The sequence below is a fragment of the Azorhizobium sp. AG788 genome (genome assembly GCF_943371865.1).
In the GTDB taxonomy this organism is placed as follows: domain Bacteria; phylum Pseudomonadota; class Alphaproteobacteria; order Rhizobiales; family Xanthobacteraceae; genus Azorhizobium.
In genome coordinates this window covers 18,986-34,953 of the sequence record NZ_CALRWL010000001.1, presented here as the reverse complement: position 1 = coordinate 34,953, position 15,968 = coordinate 18,986, and the positions used below count along the sequence as shown (strand labels likewise).

15 protein-coding genes are annotated in these 15,968 nt (G+C 65.8%); 7 read left to right on the top strand and 8 right to left on the bottom strand.

Features of this window, described 5'->3' with window-relative positions; genetic code table 11:
* Positions 1-176 precede the first annotated feature (176 nt).
* The 3 genes from AAG816_RS00150 to AAG816_RS00140 form a co-directional block, all read right to left on the bottom strand.
* Positions 177-1,676: a tripartite tricarboxylate transporter permease gene (locus AAG816_RS00150; RefSeq protein WP_341987231.1), complete on the bottom strand. Its 1,500-nt coding sequence runs from the start codon at positions 1,674-1,676 to the stop codon at positions 177-179.
* A 70-nt stretch (positions 1,677-1,746) separates the two neighbouring features.
* Positions 1,747-2,196: a tripartite tricarboxylate transporter TctB family protein gene (locus AAG816_RS00145; RefSeq protein WP_341987229.1), complete on the bottom strand. Its 450-nt coding sequence runs from the start codon at positions 2,194-2,196 to the stop codon at positions 1,747-1,749.
* Positions 2,197-2,203: 7 nt separating this feature from the next.
* Positions 2,204-3,184, bottom strand: a complete 981-nt coding sequence (locus AAG816_RS00140; RefSeq protein ID WP_341987227.1) for a tripartite tricarboxylate transporter substrate binding protein — start codon at positions 3,182-3,184, stop codon at positions 2,204-2,206.
* A 305-nt stretch (positions 3,185-3,489) separates the two neighbouring features.
* On the opposite strand from AAG816_RS00140, the gene AAG816_RS00135 reads away from it, so the two are divergent.
* From AAG816_RS00135 to AAG816_RS00120, 4 genes are all read left to right on the top strand, one after another.
* The gene (locus tag AAG816_RS00135) at positions 3,490-4,683 is read left to right on the top strand and encodes a hypothetical protein (RefSeq protein WP_341987226.1); all 1,194 of its coding nucleotides are present in this window, start codon (positions 3,490-3,492) and stop codon (positions 4,681-4,683) included.
* Positions 4,680-5,381, top strand: coding sequence for a hypothetical protein (locus tag AAG816_RS00130; RefSeq protein WP_341987225.1), 702 nt, complete (start codon positions 4,680-4,682; stop codon positions 5,379-5,381). The genes AAG816_RS00135 and AAG816_RS00130 overlap by 4 nt, the downstream gene beginning before the upstream one ends.
* Positions 5,382-5,441: 60 nt before the next feature.
* The gene (locus AAG816_RS00125; RefSeq protein WP_341987223.1) at positions 5,442-6,173 is read left to right on the top strand and encodes a hypothetical protein; all 732 of its coding nucleotides are present in this window, start codon (positions 5,442-5,444) and stop codon (positions 6,171-6,173) included.
* A 72-nt stretch (positions 6,174-6,245) separates the two neighbouring features.
* Entirely contained in the window at positions 6,246-6,944 is a 699-nt protein-coding gene (locus tag AAG816_RS00120) for a hypothetical protein (RefSeq protein WP_341987221.1), read from the top strand.
* A 27-nt stretch (positions 6,945-6,971) separates the two neighbouring features.
* Here AAG816_RS00120 and cimA read toward each other — a convergent pair whose 3' ends face one another.
* The 3 genes from cimA to cysS are packed head-to-tail and all read right to left on the bottom strand — an operon-like array spanning position 6,972 to position 10,494.
* Positions 6,972-8,597 (bottom strand): citramalate synthase, encoded by a 1,626-nt coding sequence (gene cimA, locus AAG816_RS00115; protein ID WP_341987219.1) that lies wholly within the window; start codon positions 8,595-8,597, stop codon positions 6,972-6,974.
* The gene (locus AAG816_RS00110) at positions 8,594-9,103 is read right to left on the bottom strand and encodes a GNAT family N-acetyltransferase (RefSeq protein ID WP_341987217.1); all 510 of its coding nucleotides are present in this window, start codon (positions 9,101-9,103) and stop codon (positions 8,594-8,596) included. Before AAG816_RS00110 ends, cimA begins: the two co-directional genes overlap by 4 nt.
* On the bottom strand, positions 9,100-10,494 hold the full coding sequence (gene cysS / locus AAG816_RS00105; RefSeq protein ID WP_341987545.1) for a cysteine--tRNA ligase: 1,395 nt from the start codon (positions 10,492-10,494) through the stop codon (positions 9,100-9,102). Before cysS ends, AAG816_RS00110 begins: the two co-directional genes overlap by 4 nt.
* 468 nt (positions 10,495-10,962) lie before the next feature.
* Between cysS and AAG816_RS00100 the strand changes: the two genes are divergently transcribed.
* Entirely contained in the window at positions 10,963-11,349 is a 387-nt protein-coding gene (locus AAG816_RS00100) for a hypothetical protein (RefSeq protein ID WP_341987214.1), read from the top strand.
* A gap of 66 nt (positions 11,350-11,415) precedes the next feature.
* Here AAG816_RS00100 and AAG816_RS00095 read toward each other — a convergent pair whose 3' ends face one another.
* Entirely contained in the window at positions 11,416-11,955 is a 540-nt protein-coding gene (locus AAG816_RS00095) for a CreA family protein (RefSeq protein ID WP_341987211.1), read from the bottom strand.
* 163 nt (positions 11,956-12,118) lie between these two features.
* Here AAG816_RS00095 and AAG816_RS00090 point away from each other — a divergent pair, with 163 nt between their 5' ends.
* Together AAG816_RS00090 and AAG816_RS00085 are read left to right on the top strand one after the other, a co-directional pair.
* Positions 12,119-13,216: a TRAP transporter substrate-binding protein gene (locus tag AAG816_RS00090; protein WP_341987210.1), complete on the top strand. Its 1,098-nt coding sequence runs from the start codon at positions 12,119-12,121 to the stop codon at positions 13,214-13,216.
* A 121-nt stretch (positions 13,217-13,337) separates the two neighbouring features.
* Positions 13,338-14,462 (top strand): DUF2865 domain-containing protein, encoded by a 1,125-nt coding sequence (locus tag AAG816_RS00085; RefSeq protein WP_341987209.1) that lies wholly within the window; start codon positions 13,338-13,340, stop codon positions 14,460-14,462.
* A gap of 60 nt (positions 14,463-14,522) precedes the next feature.
* Here AAG816_RS00085 and AAG816_RS00080 read toward each other — a convergent pair whose 3' ends face one another.
* Positions 14,523-15,878, bottom strand: a complete 1,356-nt coding sequence (locus AAG816_RS00080) for a glutamate--tRNA ligase (protein WP_341987208.1) — start codon at positions 15,876-15,878, stop codon at positions 14,523-14,525.
* Positions 15,879-15,968: the final 90 nt, after the last annotated feature.

Below are 15,968 nucleotides of genomic sequence, written 5' to 3'. Positions count from 1 at the left end.
GGCCGCAAAGGCCCCCATCGGCCGTTCCCTCCACCGACAGGATCTTGCCCATTCCCGGCGGATCGACAGCCATGGCCGGGATCGTATTGATCCAGAACTCAAGATGAAGCGCGATCGAGCCCCATCGCCGCGCGACGACGCGCGCACGCGTTCCCCATGCGGCGGCGCGCCGGGGCCTATTCCACCAAGGCCTCCTTGCGCTTTCGCAATATGGTGGGAGACAGCAGCGCCAGCAGCAGGGCCGCCACCACTGCCAGGATCACCGCGCTGATGGGGCGGGTGAGGAAGACGGTGAAATCCCCGTCCGAGAGCAGCATGGCGCGGCGGAAATTCTCCTCCAGCTGCGGCCCCAGCACGAGGCCGAGCAGCAAGGGCGCCGGCTCCACGCCGACCTTGATGAAGAAATAGCCCACCACCGCGCACCCCAGCATCAGCCAGACGTTGAACAGCGAATTGGCGATGCCGTAGGTGCCGATGCAGCAGAACAGAACGATGGCGGGAAACAGCAGGCGATAGGGAATGCGCAGCATGGACACCCACACCCCCACCAGCGGCAGATTGATGATCAAGAGCATGAGGTTGCCCGTCCACATGCTGGCGATGACGCCCCACACCAGTTGCGGCTGCTCGGTCATGATCTGCGGGCCGGGCTGGATGCCCTGCATCATCAATGCGCCGATCATCAGCGCCATCAGCGCGTTGGAGGGAATGCCCAGGGTGAGCAGCGGAATGAAGCTGGTCTGCGCCCCGGCATTGTTGGCCGCTTCCGGCCCGGCGACGCCTTCGATGGCGCCCTTGCCGAAGCGAGACGGATCCTTGGCGATCTTCTTTTCCAGCGCATAGGCCGAGAAGGGCGGCAGCGCTGCCCCGCCGCCCGGCAGCACGCCGAGCACGGAGCCGATCAGCGTGCCGCGCACCATGGCCGGGAAGGCCGCCTTCATGTCCGCCATGCTGGGCACGAGGTCGCGCACCTTCTGGCTGACCACCTGGCGCACGGCGGGGCGCTCCAGATTGGCGATGATCTCGCCCAGGCCGAACAGGCCCATGGCCACCGGCACGAAATCGATGCCGTCCGCCAGTTCGGGCACGCCGAAATCCATCCGCGCCGCACCCGAGCTGATATCGATGCCGATCAGCCCCAGCAGCAGCCCCAGCAGCACCATGGCCAGGGATTTCGCCACCGAGCCGTGCGCGAGGATCACCGCCGCGAACAGGCCCAGCACCAGCAGGCTGAAATATTCCACCGCGGTGAATTTCATGGCCAGGGCCGCTAAGGGAATGCTCAGCAGCGCAATCACCACGGTGGCCACCGTGCCGGCAAAGAAGGAGGAGATGGCGGCGATGGCCAGCGCCGGCCCGGCACGGCCCTGCTTGGCCATCTCATGGCCATCGATGCAGGTGACCACCGAGGAGGTTTCCCCCGGCACATTCACCAGGATGGCGGTGGTGGAGCCACCGTATTGCGCCCCGTAGAAGATGCCCGCCAGCATGATCATGGCGGTCGCCGGCTCCAGGCCGAAGGTCAGCGGCAGCAGCAGCGCCACCGTGGGGATCGGCCCGATGCCCGGCAGCACGCCGATGGCGGTGCCGATCACCGCCCCGATGAGGCAGAACAGGAGATTGTTGAACTGGAGCGCGGTGGAGAAGCCGAGGACCAGATGATCGATCAATTCCATGGGGTTCTCATCGGTGGGATCGTCATCGGTTGGATCGTCATCAGGGCGTCGACGCCGCGCGCCGGCCGGCTCACCACGGCCACACCGGCACCGGCAGCGAGAGGAGCTTCACGAACAGCCCCACCGAGGCGGCACTGAGCGCGAGGCCGAACGCCAGGTTCTGCCACAGGCGCGCCTCCGGGCTGCCCATGCCCGCCACCACCACGGTGAGCACCGAGACGATGGCCAGTCCCAGGCTGGCCGCGCCGGCGGCAAACACAGCCACCCCGGCGCAGATGGCCACCAGCGGGCGCAGATGGACCTTGTCGATCCCCCGCCACGGCGCCAGTGCGCCGCGCACGAGAAAGAACAGACCGAACAGCAGCAGCGCCACGGCGATGGCGCGGGGCATGTAGCCTGGCCCCATGTCGGCGGCGGTTCCGCCCCGCAGGTGCCGGGTGAGCAGCAGCGCGCCCCCCGACACCGCGGCCAGGAACAGCCCGAACAGGACGTCGGGCAAATCGAGCCTGCGGCCGGTCATGGCGCGCTCACTCGCCCTTGATGCCGGCGTCACGGATGGCGGCGCCCCAGGTGGCGATGCTGGCGGTGAGCCAGGCCTTGAACGCCTCCGGCGTCTCGGCCCGCACCTCGCCGCCCTGCTCGCCGATCTTCTTGGCGATCTCCGGATCGGCGAGGATCTTGCGCAATTCCCCATTCAGCTTGGCGATGGTGGCGGGCGGCGTGCCGGCGGTGGTCAGCAGGCCCTGCCAGGTGCCGGCGTCTGCCGCCGGCAGGCCCGCTTCCTTGAAGGTGGGCAGGTCGGGCGCCGCCTTCAGGCGTTCCGCGCCGGTGACCGCCAGCCCGACGAGCTGCTTGTTGGTGACGAAGGGCAATGTGGCGGACGAGCCATTGATGATGACCGTGCTCTCGCCCGACACCACCGCACGGGAGGCGGCGGCGCCGCCCTTGTAGGGCACATTCTTCCATTCGATGCCCAGGGCCTTGGCGATCATCACCGCGGTGATGTGATTGACCGCGCCGACGCCGGAATTGGCCATGGCCAGCTTGCCGGGATTGGCCTTGGCATAGGCGATCAATTCGGGAACCGTGCGCGCGGGCACGCTGGGATTGATGGCCAGCACATAGGGGCCGAACATCACCATGGCCACGGGGGCGAGGTTCTTCTCCACGTCATAAGTGAGGTTGGGGAACAGGCTGGGCGCGGTGGCGAGCGAGCCCACATCCATCAGCAGCAGCGTGTGGCCATCGGGCTGGGCCTTGGCCACCGCATCGGCGCCCACATTGCCCGCGGCGCCGGGCTTGTTCTCCACCACCACTGCCTGGCCGATGGCCTCCGACAGCTTGGGCGCGATCAGACGGGCGAGAATATCCGACGTGCCGCCGGGGGCGAACGGCACGATGAGCCGCACCGGACGCGTGAACGTCTGGGCGTCGGCAAGGCTGGGGGCAAAAGCAAAGCACAGCGCGAGCACGGCTGGCGCAAGCGCCCTCTTCAGGCGTGACAGCATGGCGTTCCTCCGAACTTCATTGCGCGGCCTGCCTTTGGCATGGCCATCTTTTCAGGCGGACGTCTCGCCGCCTCGTCGCTCACGATAGAGGAGGCTCCGATGCGCAGTCAGCCCAGACACGGCATGGATCGATGCGTTTTTTGGATGAATGAACGCCACCAGCGCCGGATCTCCGGGGTTCTGCCGGACGGCACACCGCACCGGGGCGCAACGGCGCCCTGCCCCGTGCTGTGGCCAACTTATCTCCCTAGGAATTTTGTCTCCTACCCTTATGGCCGCGCATTTCGCGCCACCAGGAGGGTGTCATGCCGACGCGTTTCGATCCCCGCGCCGAGATCCAGCGCATACGCTGGGAATTTGCTTATATCGATCTCAAGCTGAAGCGGGAGCGGCTGCGGCTGGCGCTGCGCTATGACGAGAGCCAGCCCCGCGCCCCTGCGGGCAGCCCGAGCGGCGGCCAATGGGTGGGGAGCGGCGGTGGCGCGAGCGGCAACGGCGGCGGCGACGCCAGCCACCGGCGCGCGCCGCAAACCACCGTGCGCACCGACGGCACCCGCCAGGAGGTGCGGCAGAGCACCACCGCCGACAGCTCCTGGCTGGCGGTGGAGGACATCTATCGCCCCGACGGGTCTCTTGCCACGCAGACCGTCTACAATCGCGACACCAGCGTCATCGACTCGCAATTCGCCCCGGCCGACGGCAGCGTCCCCTGGGACAGCCGCCACACCATCTATGCCCCGGACGGACGCATCCTCACGGTGCAGAATGCCGGCCCGCTGCAGACCCTGTTCGACACCCATGGCCAGGCCATCAGCCAGAGCATCTGGCGCCCCGACGGCCCCGAACCGCAGGACTTGGTGCAGCCGGCGTTCGTGCCCGCCCTTGTGCTGGCGCCAGCAGCGGCCAAGGCGACGGTCGAGCTGGCACTCATCCTGTACGCCTGGATGGCTGCGCAAAAGCTACTGGATCAGAAGCCGGTCATCGCTTTCAAGGCGCGGGATTACGAGCGGGAGGAGCCGGACAATGCCGAATCGCTCGATCTAAACTTCGTTGGCTGGATGGCGCGAGACAAAGTAGAATTGGCATGCCCTCGCATGAGTGACGTCCAGACCATGACCAATGCCTCCTCAGAAGCCGCAGGAAGTCGTGACCTTTACAAGTCTGCCGCCAGCTATGGAACCGCTGTACATGTCACCCTTAAGAACAAGATTCTCGCAGACAAGGAATCTAGAAAGGAAAATGGCTTACCTGACACTCTTTTACCTGAAGAATCACTTTTGAAATCCAACGACGAAGGGAAGGGGAATTATGGAGAGAAAGGTACGATTAGAATTGATGTCCTGGAAGACGCAGGGAACGAAACAGTCTGTGTCTACGATATAAAAACTGGGGTGAGCGGCCTATTACCGGGTCGCAGCGCGGAAATTGCTGCGCACGTGACAAAATTCAATCGCAACGCGAAACGCATTATCGTCACAGAGGTGAGGCCATTTCAATGACGACGGCGAAACAGGTCCAAGCATTGATGAAGCCTCTTGTCGAAAGGCATTCAGACCTCGCCATCGTGGGCAGGTACGTGTTTCTGCATCCGATCCAACATTTCGTACGCGGGATTTACATCGACCGCAGCCTGGACAAGGACGCGTTCGATCCGGATTGGGGGGTCACCATGCTGTTCCGTCCAGGGAACAGCCTCGCGACCGCTTGGGAGACTTACATTTCCGCCCCTAAAGTCGGCGTCTGGAATATAAATCGCCCCACAACCCAGCAGGACATGATTAGACAAATTGAAGACAACGCTTTGCCAGTTCTGAGACAGATTACGACCATGGATGAATTCGTAGCCTTTGCATCGGATGAGCGCTTTCCTGGGCGATCGTGGAAAGCGTGGTCCCTCACCCGCCTTATCTTCCAGGCGGCACTTGGCGACCTCGATGCTGCCCGTGCCACCTGCGACAAGCTGTCGGAGCTCCGTTATATCCCACGCGACACAGCCAGCCGGGAGATTCACCTAACCATCATTGAGGGACTTGCACCGCTTCTGGAAAGAAATGATCGAACAGCCATCGGCAACCTCCTGCGTGCATGGGAGGCGGCCCGCGTCAAGAAACACAAGATGGAAAAATACTGGCAGCCGACGCCCTTCCCGCTGGAGCTTGAGGCGCCCGCGCAGGGCGCGCTCCCCTCCCGGCCCTGACATCGGCCTCGAGCGACGCGCCCTTAGACGGGCGCGCCGCTTTGCTGCAGTTTCTGGTGAATGGCAACCGCCGATGCCAAGGAGACCCGCGAAATGACTACCGCCGCTGAAGTCAAAACGATGGTTCAGCCTCTCCTGGAGCGCAACCCAGACCTGGCTTTTGCTGGACGCATGCTATTCGTGCGACCGGTAACACATATCGCCCGCGTTATAGAGATCACACGCAATACGGGACGCTTCGCATTTACACCCGTGTGGGGCAGTACATTTCTGTTTTTTCCGCGGGACGCCCCAGTGGTCCGCTGGACGTCCAGATTGTGGTATGATTCACTTGGTATCTGGAACACGACCCATCCGGATCACCAGCGGGCCTTGATAGAGACAGTTGAGGCCAACGCCCTCCCTGTGCTGCGGAAGATGCATACAATAGACGACTTCGTCGCCTTTGCGGACAGCGGACGGCCCTTCTTTGACCGCTGGGACACAGAGACGCTCCGCGGCCTCGTCGTGTGCGCAGCCAAGGGCGACAGGGAAGGCGCACAGAATGCCTCAGATTACCTTCTCAATTCGAAGAGGCCGCGTGAAGACGAAGGACTCGCCGAATTTCTCCTCATCACCGACAGCCTCTGCCCCCTTGTTGCCAAGTGGGACCGCGCGGGCATCGCGCGGCTCCTGCATGAATGGGAGGCCTTCTCGGTCAAAACCTTCAAGGTGGAGAAGTATTGGCAGCCGACGCCCTTCCCCATCGAGATGGACATGGCATTAGAATCTTCCTCTACCCCGCCTGTTTGAATCGCGAGGCTCCCACCGGCGTGCCCTCAGCCGGGCGCGCCGCTTTGCAGGAGTTGCGGTGAGGCCATTTCAATGACGATGGCAAAACAGGTCCAAACATTGATGAAGCCGCTCGTGGAGCGGCATCCAGATCTTGCTGTCGTTGGCAGGTATGTATTTCTGCAGCCGATCCACCATTTCGCGCGTGGCGTTTACGTCGGCCGTTGCCTGGACAAGGATGCCCTCAGTCCGGAGTGGAGGTTCAGCATGCTGTTCTATCCCGGACCTGGCCTCGGCAGTGCTTGGTCGGGCTACATCTATGGACGTCAAAGCGGCGTCTGGAAAATCAACGATCCAAATACACAACAGGAGCTCATCGGGCAAATAGAAGACATCGCTTTGCCGACTCTTCGGGCTAACTCGACCATGGAAGACTTGGCAGCCTTCGCGTCTGACGAGCGATTTCCCGGACGATCATGGACAAGCTGGTCGCTCATTCGCCTCGTCTTCCAATCGGCGCTTGGAGATTTGCAAGCCGCCCGAGCCACATGCACGACGCTGTCGGAACCCCGGCGCATTCCGCGCGATACCGCCAGCAGGGATATTCATCTCACCATCGTCCAGGGGCTTGCCCCGCTTCTCGACAGCAGCGATCGAGCCGCCATCGGCAGCCTACTGCGCACATGGGAGCTGAACCGCTTGAAGTTCCACAAGATGGATAAGTATTGGCAGCCGGCGCCCTTCCCTGTCGAGCGAGAGGCGCCCACGGGAACCCCGCCTCCCGCTCCCTGACGCCCGCCTGCCCCCACCGGCGCGCCCTCAGCCGGGCGCGCCGCTTTGCAGCAGTTTCCAGGTGATGGAATCCAGCAAAGCCTCGAACGAGGCGTCGATGATGTTCGGCGAGACCCCCACCGTGGTCCAGCGGGCGCCGGTCTCGTCGGTGCTCTCGATCAGAACCCGCGTCACCGCTTCGGTGCCGCCGTTCAAGATGCGCACCCGATAGTCGGTCAGCCGCAGGCCGGCGATGAAGGGCTGATACTTGCCCAGATCCTTGCGCAGGGCCACATCCAGCGCATTCACCGGGCCGTTGCCTTCGGCGGCGGAGATGAATTCCTCATCGCCCACCCGCACCTTGACGATGGCCTCGGCCACCGTGCCCATCTCGCCGCGGGCATTGTAGCGGCGCTCCACCTTCACGCTGAAGCGCTCCACGGTGAAATAGTCCGGCACCGTGTGCAGCATGCGCCGCGCCAGCAGGGCAAAGGAGGCGTCCGCTGCTTCATAGGCATAGCCCAAAGCCTCGCGGCCCTTCACCTCGTCCAGCAGCCTGGCCAGCCGCGGATCGGCCTTCTCCACCGGCACGCCGAGCCGTTCCAGCTCGGCGATCACATTGGACTTGCCGGCCTGATCGGACACCATCACCCGGCGGCGATTGCCCACGCGCTCGGGGGCCACATGCTCATAGGTGGTGGGGTCTTTCAGGATTGCCGAGGCGTGGATGCCAGCCTTGGTGGCGAAGGCGCTCTCGCCCACATAAGGCGCATGCCGGTCCGGTGAGCGGTTGAGCATTTCGTCCAGGGTGCGCGAGACACTGGCAATGTCCGCCAAGGCCGCGGGCGAAACCCCGGTCTCGAAGCGCTCGGCGAAATCGCCCTTCATCAGCAGAGTGGGGATCAGCGAGCACAGATTGGCATTGCCGCAGCGCTCGCCCAGGCCGTTCAGCGTGCCCTGGATCTGCCGCGCCCCGGCGCGCACGGCGGCCAGCGAATTGGCCACTGCCTGCTCGGTGTCGTTATGGGCATGGATGCCCACATGGTCGCCGGGCACGCGGGTGATCACCTGGCGCACGATGGCGTCCACCTCATGGGGCAGCGTGCCGCCATTGGTGTCGCACAGCACCACCCAGCGCGCGCCGGCCGCATAGGCGGCCTCGGCGCAGGCCAGCGCGAACTCGGGCTTCTCCTTGAAGCCGTCGAAGAAATGCTCGCAATCCACCAGCGCCTCGCGCCCGGCGGCCACGGCGGCGGCGACGCTCTCGCGGATGGAGGCGAGATTTTCCTCTTCCGTGGTCTCCAGCGCCACCCGCACCTGGAAGGCGGAGGCCTTGGCCACGAAGCAGATGGCGTCCGCTTCCGCCGCCAGCAGCGCGGCGACGCCGGGGTCGTTGGAGATGGAGCGGCCCGGCCGCTTGGTCATGCCGAAGGCGGTGAGCTTGCCCTTGGCGGGGCGACGCTCGGCGAACAACTGGCTGTCGGTCTGGTTGGCGCCGGGATAGCCGGCCTCCACATAGTCCACGCCCAGCCGGTCCAGCAGCGCGATCACGTTCAGCTTGTCGGCCAAGGTGAAATCGACGCCATTGGTCTGCGCCCCGTCGCGCAGCGTGGTGTCGAACAGATAGAGCCGCTCCCGCGCTGGCGTGGCGGGGGTGGGCGCGGACGGGCTCATGGGGTCGGCTCCCCGTCCACCAGCGACTTCTTCACGGTGGTGTTGGCGAGCCAGGCATTGTCCCGCTGCACGGTGTTGCGCTGCTGCGCCTCGTAGCCCCGCGCCTGGAAGAAGCCCAGCGCGGTGTCGCTGGCATCGGCGACGAGGCTCTTGCCGCCGCGCCCCTTCACCAGGGTCTCGGCGGCGTTGCACAGCAAGGTGCCCACCCCCTGCTCCGCCGCCAAGGGATGCACATAGAGCATGTCGATGGTCTTGTTGTCGGTCACCGAGACGAAGCCCACCGGCTCGCCATCGGCCACCGCCACCAGGGTGAGACCGGCGGCGAGTCGGGCGCCGAACGCGGCCTCGTCATCCGCCGCCGCCGCCCAGGCTTCCTGCTGGTCGGCGTCGTAATCCTCCTCCGTCAATTCGAAGATGGAGGCGCGGAACAGCATGGCCAATGCCGCCGTATCGGATGGCAGCAGCGGCCGCAGAGAGGCCTGCACGGGGGCTTCGTCGTCGCTCATCGTCCCAGTTCCCAGCTGGTGGTGCCGTCCTTGTTGTCCATCAGGATCACGCCCTGGGCGGCCAGTTGCTCGCGGATATGATCCGCCGCGGCGAAGTCGCGGGCCTTGCGCGCCGCGATGCGGGCGGCGATCAGCGCCTCGATGGCTTCCGGATCGACCGCAATGGCTTCCCGCTGGCGGGCCTTCCACTGGGTCTCGGTGAGCTGCAAGAGGCCCAGCAGGTTGGCCGCGCCCTTGAACCGGCGGCGCAGAGCGCTGGAGGTGTCCTCATGCTCGGCCACCTCCGCCAGATGATGAAGATGGGTGATGGCGCGGGGCGAGTTCAGATCGTCGCCCAGACGGTCGGCGATCTCGCTCTCGAATGGATTGTCCGGGCCGGTATCGGCTTCCACGTCGCCGACCACGCGATACCACTTGTCCAGGGTCTTGGCGGCAAAGCCGATGCCCTGGCGGGTCCAGTTGATGGGCTGGCGATAATGGGTGGAGAGCATGGCGAGGCGCAGCACTTCGCCCTCCCAGTCCGCCAGCAGTTCGCGGATGGTGACGAAGTTGCCGAGCGACTTCGACATCTTCTCGCCTTCCAGCAGCAGGAAGCCGTTGTGCATCCACACCTGGGCCATGCCGCCGGTGCCGAAGGCGCAGCGCGACTGGGCGATCTCGTTCTCATGGTGCGGGAACACCAGGTCGATGCCGCCACCATGAATGTCGAAGGTCTCGCCCAGATGGCGCCAGGACATGGCCGAGCACTCGATGTGCCAGCCCGGACGCCCCGGGGTCTCGATGCCGCACGGCGAAGGCCAGCCGGGCTGGTCGTCGCTGCTGGGCTTCCACAGCACGAAATCCATGGGATCGCGCTTGAACGGGGCGACATCCACGCGGGCGCCGTTGAGCATCTCGTCCAGCGGCCGACGGGAGAGCTGGCCATAGTCCGGCATGGAGGGCACGTCGAACAGCACGTGGTCCTCGGCCACATAGGCGTGGCCGGAGGCAACCAGGCGCTCGATCAGCGCCTGCATCTCGCGGATGTGCTCGGTGGCGCGCGGCTCTACGCTGGGCGGCAGGCAGCCGAGCGCGGCGGTGTCCTGGCGGAACCAGTCGTAGGTCTCTTCGGTCAGGTCGCGAATGGTGATGCCGCGATCGGCGGCGCGGGCGTTGATCTTGTCGTCCACGTCGGTGATGTTGCGCACATAGGTGACCGCATCGGCGCCATAGAGCCGCCGCAGCAGCCGGAACAGCACGTCGAACACGATCACCGGCCGCGCATTGCCGATATGGGCCAGATCATAGACCGTCGGTCCGCACACATAGAGGCGGACATTGGCGGGATCGAGCGGGCGGAAGGCATCCTTCGACCGCGTCAGCGTATTGTAGAGCCGCAGCTCCATGAGTATCCGCTCCCCTTTGGCACCGGTCCCGGATGGCGCAACATGCGTCCGGCGGCTGACGATGCCGTTTCCACGGCGTTCACAAACACACTCGGCCCGCTGGGGCGGTGCGTCCAATCTTCCTCGTCAGGGATGCAGCAAAGGACGGCCGCGGCCAGCTTGTCGAGCTAACCGCAAATAATCGGCATGGAAATGCCGCCAAATGATCCGTGGCCGTTCATGGCGCGGGACAATGGTTGGCGACCGGCCTTCCGTCAAGCCCTTTCACGTCTGCGTGGGAGGCACCGGGCTGACCATTGGTCAGGCTTGACCGGCGCGCAACCCCGGAGCTATGCCGTGCTGCATCGCACTGGCCGAGTCATCTGCCATGCTCGGTCACCGGGCAGCTCCCCGGTGCCGGAACCCGTTCTGCAGGTCCATTTTCGATTGCCCGCACGGCTTTCAGCCCCGGATCAAAGGTCGCGACCCAAATCCATGATGAGCTTCCCCTTCCGGACCCGCCAGGGGTCCCCCAGCTTCATGCCGCGCCCGCTCGGCCTGCGCCCGCTGCTTCTGGCCGCCGCGCTGGCGGGCGGCAGCGTGCCGGCTGCCGCCGAGACGCAGATCTTCCTGATCGAGAATTCCGACGGCTATGGCGTGGACACCTGCCTGGCGGACGGCGCCCCCTGTGGTGGCGAGGTGGCCAATGCCTGGTGCCGCACCCATGACTTTTCCCAGGCGCTGGACTATGGCCGCGTCGCGGTGACCGGAAGCACCGGCAGCAGCAGCACCGGCATGATGACCATTGCCGGCAATGCGAAGACCAAGGCCTGCACCGGCCGCGGTTGCGAGCCGGTGGTGGCCATCGCCTGTTCCCGCTGAGGCGGCACTCTCTCAGGGATTCTCCCCCGCCCTGCGGCGGGGGATGGTGCAGCCGGACGTTCGACCTTACTTCACGAAGTCGGCGCAGCGCGGCACGTCGCCGGACGCGCCCCACGGCATGATCGGCACCGTGGAGGTGGAGTTCTTCGGGCTGCCCTCGATCAACTTGTCCGAATAGACCAGATAGACCAATACGTTACGCTTGGTGTCGCAACCGCGCACGATCTGCATCTTCTTGAAGAACAGCGAGCGGCTCTGGCGGAACACCACGTCGCCCTGCTCGAACTTCTCCTTGATGCTGATCGGCCCCACTTGCCGGCAGGCCAGCGAGATGTCCGAGACTTCCTCAGCAAGGCCCACCATGCCCTTCACCCCACCCTTTTCCGGCACGGTGTAATGGCAGGCCACACCACCGACCACCGGGTCATCGATGCCATAGACCGCCAGCTTGTCGTCGGGGGTCATGAATTTCCACACCGTGGACTTCTTGAAGATGGGATCGGGCTCCTGCGAGGCCGCGTCCGCACAGGTCACCCCGAGACTCAGGGCCGCGGCGCAGGCCACCGCCAGAGCGGTACGCAGGGGGGCGAAGGTCGGCAAGGTCATGGCTGTGAACGTCCTCGACTGGGGCATATGACATATAGGTTGTCCTCGCGCCCGCGGTAGATGGCGCATCGCACCGGGGCGGTGGACAGACGACAATTATTGACGTCTCCCGCGCGGCATGACAGGTGTGCGGCAACAACAAACAAGACGCCCCGGAGACATCATGGATCGCCAACGCCGCCGGTTCCTCGGCGCATCTGCGACGGCCGCGCTCGCTTCGAGCGCCGTCGCCATGCCCGCCATCGCCCAGACCAGCCCGGAGATCAAGTGGCGACTGACGTCGTCCTTCCCGCGCTCGCTGGACACCATCTATGGCACGGCGCAGATCCTGGCCAAGCTGGTCTCCGACGCCACCGACGGCAAGTTCCAGATCCAGACCTTCCCGGCCGGCGAACTGGTGCCCGGCCTGCAGGCGCTGGATGCGGTCTCCACCGGCTCGGTGGAATGCGCCCAGACGGCGACCTATTTCTACATCGGCAAGGATCCCACCCTGGCGTTTGGCACCGGCGTGCCGTTCGGCTTCAATTCGCGCCAGCAGCACTCGTGGTGGTTTTTCGGCGGTGGATCGGAAATCATCAACGGCGTGCTGGAAAAGTACAAGGTCACCGCGATTCCCATGGGGAATTCCGGGTGCCAAATGGGCGGATTTTTCCGCAAGGAACTGAATTCGGTCGAGGACCTGAAGGGCCTGAAGTTCCGCATCGGCGGCATCGGTGGCCAGGTGCTGGCCAAGCTCGGCGTGGTGCCGCAGCAGATCGCCCCCGGCGACGTCTACCCCTCCCTGGAGCGCGGAACCCTTGATGCGGCTGAGTTCGTCGGCCCCTATGACGACGAGAAGCTCGGCCTGGTGAAGGTGGCGAAATATTATTACTATCCCGGCTGGTGGGAGGGCGGCGCCATGCTGCACCTGGTCATCAACCAGGAACAGTGGGACAAGCTGCCCAAGCACTATCAGGCTATCCTCTCCAACGCCTGCGAAGCCGCCAACAACTGGATGCTGGCCAAGTATGATGCGGTGAATCCGCCCGCCCTGCGCCGGCTGGTGCAGCAGGGGGCGGAACTGCGGGCCTTCCCCACCTCGATCCTTGAAGCCGGCTACCGTGCCTCGTTCGAGCTTTACAACGAGCTGGCGGCGCAGAATCCCGCCTTCAAGAAGGCGTACGACAGCATGATGGCCATGCGCGCCGAGCAGTTGGTGTGGTGGCAGATCGCGGAATATTCCTTCGACAGCTTCAACATCCGCATGCGCGGCCGCAGCTGACGATCACGAAGAATTTGCACGAAGAATTTCGTGCGGTGCAAACTTTGGTCATCGTTGGCGTGCCCCATGGCGTTATAAGCGCCCTCGAAAAATGGATGAGGCGCCGGCGCGCGGGATGAGAATGACATCAGTTCGGTGGTTTGGTCTGGTCCTGGCCGCCCTGGCCGCGGCACCCGTCGCGGCTCAGGCCCAGGCGCCGTCGTGCATGCAGTTGGAAGGGGCACTTGCGACCCTTGACCGGGGCGTGGACCCCGCCGCCCAGGCGCGCGCCGCCCAGGCGACGCAGATGCGCGGCACGCTGGATCAGTTGGTGGCCCAGGCCAAGGGTATGAATTGCGAAGCCCCGCGCGGCTTCTTCATCTTCCAGGGCCCGCCGCGACCGGCGCAGTGCGACCAGATCGACGACCAGATCTCCCGCCTGCGCGCCTCCATCGCCAGCCTTGACCGGGCCAATGGCGACAAGGAAGGCCAGCGCCGCCAGATCATCATGGCGCTGGCCCAGAACAATTGCGGCCCGCAATATCGCGCCGCGGCGCAGAATATCGTCGGCCCGCAGCCCTCGCGGCAGGCCGCCCGGCCGCGCAACTTCTTCGAGTCGCTCTTCGGCGGCGGCGCCGCGGTGAACAGCGAGCCGGAGGAAGCCCCCGGCATGGACGTGGCGCCCATGGACCTGCCGAAGTCCTCCACCTATCGCACCGTGTGCGTGCGGACCTGCGACGGCTTCTATTTCCCCATTTCCTACGCCACCATCCCGGCGAAATTCGCCTCCGATGATGCGCTCTGCCGGCGCCTGTGCCCGGCCACCGAGGCGCAGCTCTACACCTATCGCAATCCGGGCGAGGACATTCAGCAGGCGACCTCGGTCACCGGTAAGCCCTACATGTCGCTGCCCAGCGCACTGCTCTATCGCAAGCAACTGGTCACCACCTGCTCCTGCCGCGCGCCGGGCCAATCCTGGGCGCAGGCGCTGGCGGGGCTGGACGACCAGTCCACGCTGGAGAAGGGCGACATCCTGGTGACCGAGGAGCAGGCCAAGGCCATGTCGCAGCCGCGCCCCATGGGCGATCCGGCGGCCAAGGGCAAGACCGCCACCGCAAGCAAGCCTGCCGACAATACGGCGCTGGACCCGGTCTCCCCCACCGTGGCGGCGCCGCTGGCGCCGGCATCGGAGCAGCCCGGTCGGCGCGCCGTGCGCGTGATCGCGCCGTCCACCCCGGCCAATGCGGGCCAGAATACCGGACAATAAAGCGCGCGCGGACGCTGGCCCGGATACGCTCCGGGCCAGCATTTGTGGACGCGATGCGGCTTAAGCCGACGCTCCGTTGAGACGTGCCAACACGCGGGCGCGGCCCATGAGCGGCAGCAGGTTCGCCAGTTCGGGGCCGTTCTCCCGCCCGGTCAGGGCCAGGCGGATGGGGTGGAACAGGGCCTTGCCGCTGCGCCCGCCCACCGTCTTGGCCTGGGCGATCCAGGCCTTGTAGGTGCTTGCATCCCACGGCTCCGGCGGCAGCACCTCGGCCACGCTGGCCAGAAACGCCGTATCGGCCGGATCGATGGCCGGCGTCAGCGCGGCGCTGCACACCGCCCACCAGGGCGCGGCATCGGCGAAGGTTTCCAGATTGCCGCGGATGGCGCTCCAGAACGCCTCCCCGCCGGTTACTCCCGCCGCGACCAGCCGGGGTTCGGCGGCAGCAAACGGCATATGGTGCAGGGTTCGCGCCGTCAGGGCCGGCAGATCGTCGGGATCGAACCGGGCCGGGGCGCGGGAGATGCGCGCCAGATCGATCTTCTCCGCCAGCGCCTGCAGACTCTCCACCGGCACCACCGCCTCGGAGGTGCCCACCAGCACCGAGAGCGCCGCCACCGCCAAGGGCTCCTGGCCCGCCGCCCGCAAGGCGGTCAGCGAAAGATGCCCCAGCCGCTTGGACAGGCCCTCGCCATTGGGCAAGGTGAGCAGGTTGTGGTGGGCAAAGCGGGGCGCCACCCCGCCCAGCGCCGCGATCAGTTCGATCTGCACCGCCGTATTGGTCACATGGTCCTCGCCGCGCACCACGTCGGTGACGCCCATGTCCAGATCATCCACCACCGAGGGCAGCGTATATAGATAAGTGCCGTCGGCGCGCACGAGCACCGGATCGGACAGGCTGGTGGTGTCCACCTGCTGCGGACCGCGCACCCCGTCGACCCATGTCACCACGCGCTGATCCAGCTTGAACCGCCAATGGGGCGCCCGCCCCTCCGCTTCCAGCCGGGCGCGATCCTCGGCAGTCAGGGCCAGCGCGGCGCGGTCATAGACCGGGGGGAGCCCGCGGGCCCGCTGAAGGCCGCGCTTGAGGTCCAGTTCCGCCTCGGTCTCATAGGCGGGATAGAGCCGCCCCGCCGCCTTCAGGCGCTCGGCGGCGGCGGCATAGAGCGGCAGGCGCGCGGACTGATGTTCGACCCGGTCCGGCGGAATGCCCAGCCAGGCCAGATCGGCGCTGATGGCGTCGGCAAATTCCGTGCGCGAGCGGGCGGCATCGGTGTCGTCGAAGCGCAGGATGAAGGTGCCGCCCCCGCGCCGCGCCAGCAGCGCGTTCAACAGGGCCGTGCGGGCATTGCCCACATGGATCAGGCCGGTGGGGGACGGGGCGAAGCGGAAGACGGGGGCCGGTGCGTGCGACATGGCTTCGCCATAGCGCGCCCGCGCCGCCACGTCGATGGTCGATCACCCCGCCGCGCCGCCCCCGCGCCGCGGCGCCGTCCTCAAGAGGGG

What these genes read in the sequence shown, in the direction of transcription:
- AAG816_RS00150 (WP_341987231.1), bottom strand. Translation starts at nt 1,676, where the DNA reads ATGGAATTGATCGATCATCTGGTCCTCGGCTTCTCCACCGCGCTCCAG.
- AAG816_RS00145 (WP_341987229.1), bottom strand. Translation starts at nt 2,196, where the DNA reads ATGACCGGCCGCAGGCTCGATTTGCCCGACGTCCTGTTCGGGCTGTTC.
- AAG816_RS00140 (WP_341987227.1), bottom strand. Translation starts at nt 3,184, where the DNA reads ATGCTGTCACGCCTGAAGAGGGCGCTTGCGCCAGCCGTGCTCGCGCTG.
- AAG816_RS00135 (WP_341987226.1), top strand. Translation starts at nt 3,490, where the DNA reads ATGCCGACGCGTTTCGATCCCCGCGCCGAGATCCAGCGCATACGCTGG.
- AAG816_RS00130 (WP_341987225.1), top strand. Translation starts at nt 4,680, where the DNA reads ATGACGACGGCGAAACAGGTCCAAGCATTGATGAAGCCTCTTGTCGAA.
- AAG816_RS00125 (WP_341987223.1), top strand. Translation starts at nt 5,442, where the DNA reads ATGGCAACCGCCGATGCCAAGGAGACCCGCGAAATGACTACCGCCGCT.
- AAG816_RS00120 (WP_341987221.1), top strand. Translation starts at nt 6,246, where the DNA reads ATGACGATGGCAAAACAGGTCCAAACATTGATGAAGCCGCTCGTGGAG.
- cimA (WP_341987219.1), bottom strand. Translation starts at nt 8,597, where the DNA reads ATGAGCCCGTCCGCGCCCACCCCCGCCACGCCAGCGCGGGAGCGGCTC.
- AAG816_RS00110 (WP_341987217.1), bottom strand. Translation starts at nt 9,103, where the DNA reads ATGAGCGACGACGAAGCCCCCGTGCAGGCCTCTCTGCGGCCGCTGCTG.
- AAG816_RS00100 (WP_341987214.1), top strand. Translation starts at nt 10,963, where the DNA reads ATGATGAGCTTCCCCTTCCGGACCCGCCAGGGGTCCCCCAGCTTCATG.
- AAG816_RS00095 (WP_341987211.1), bottom strand. Translation starts at nt 11,955, where the DNA reads ATGACCTTGCCGACCTTCGCCCCCCTGCGTACCGCTCTGGCGGTGGCC.
- AAG816_RS00090 (WP_341987210.1), top strand. Translation starts at nt 12,119, where the DNA reads ATGGATCGCCAACGCCGCCGGTTCCTCGGCGCATCTGCGACGGCCGCG.
- AAG816_RS00085 (WP_341987209.1), top strand. Translation starts at nt 13,338, where the DNA reads ATGACATCAGTTCGGTGGTTTGGTCTGGTCCTGGCCGCCCTGGCCGCG.
- AAG816_RS00080 (WP_341987208.1), bottom strand. Translation starts at nt 15,878, where the DNA reads ATGTCGCACGCACCGGCCCCCGTCTTCCGCTTCGCCCCGTCCCCCACC.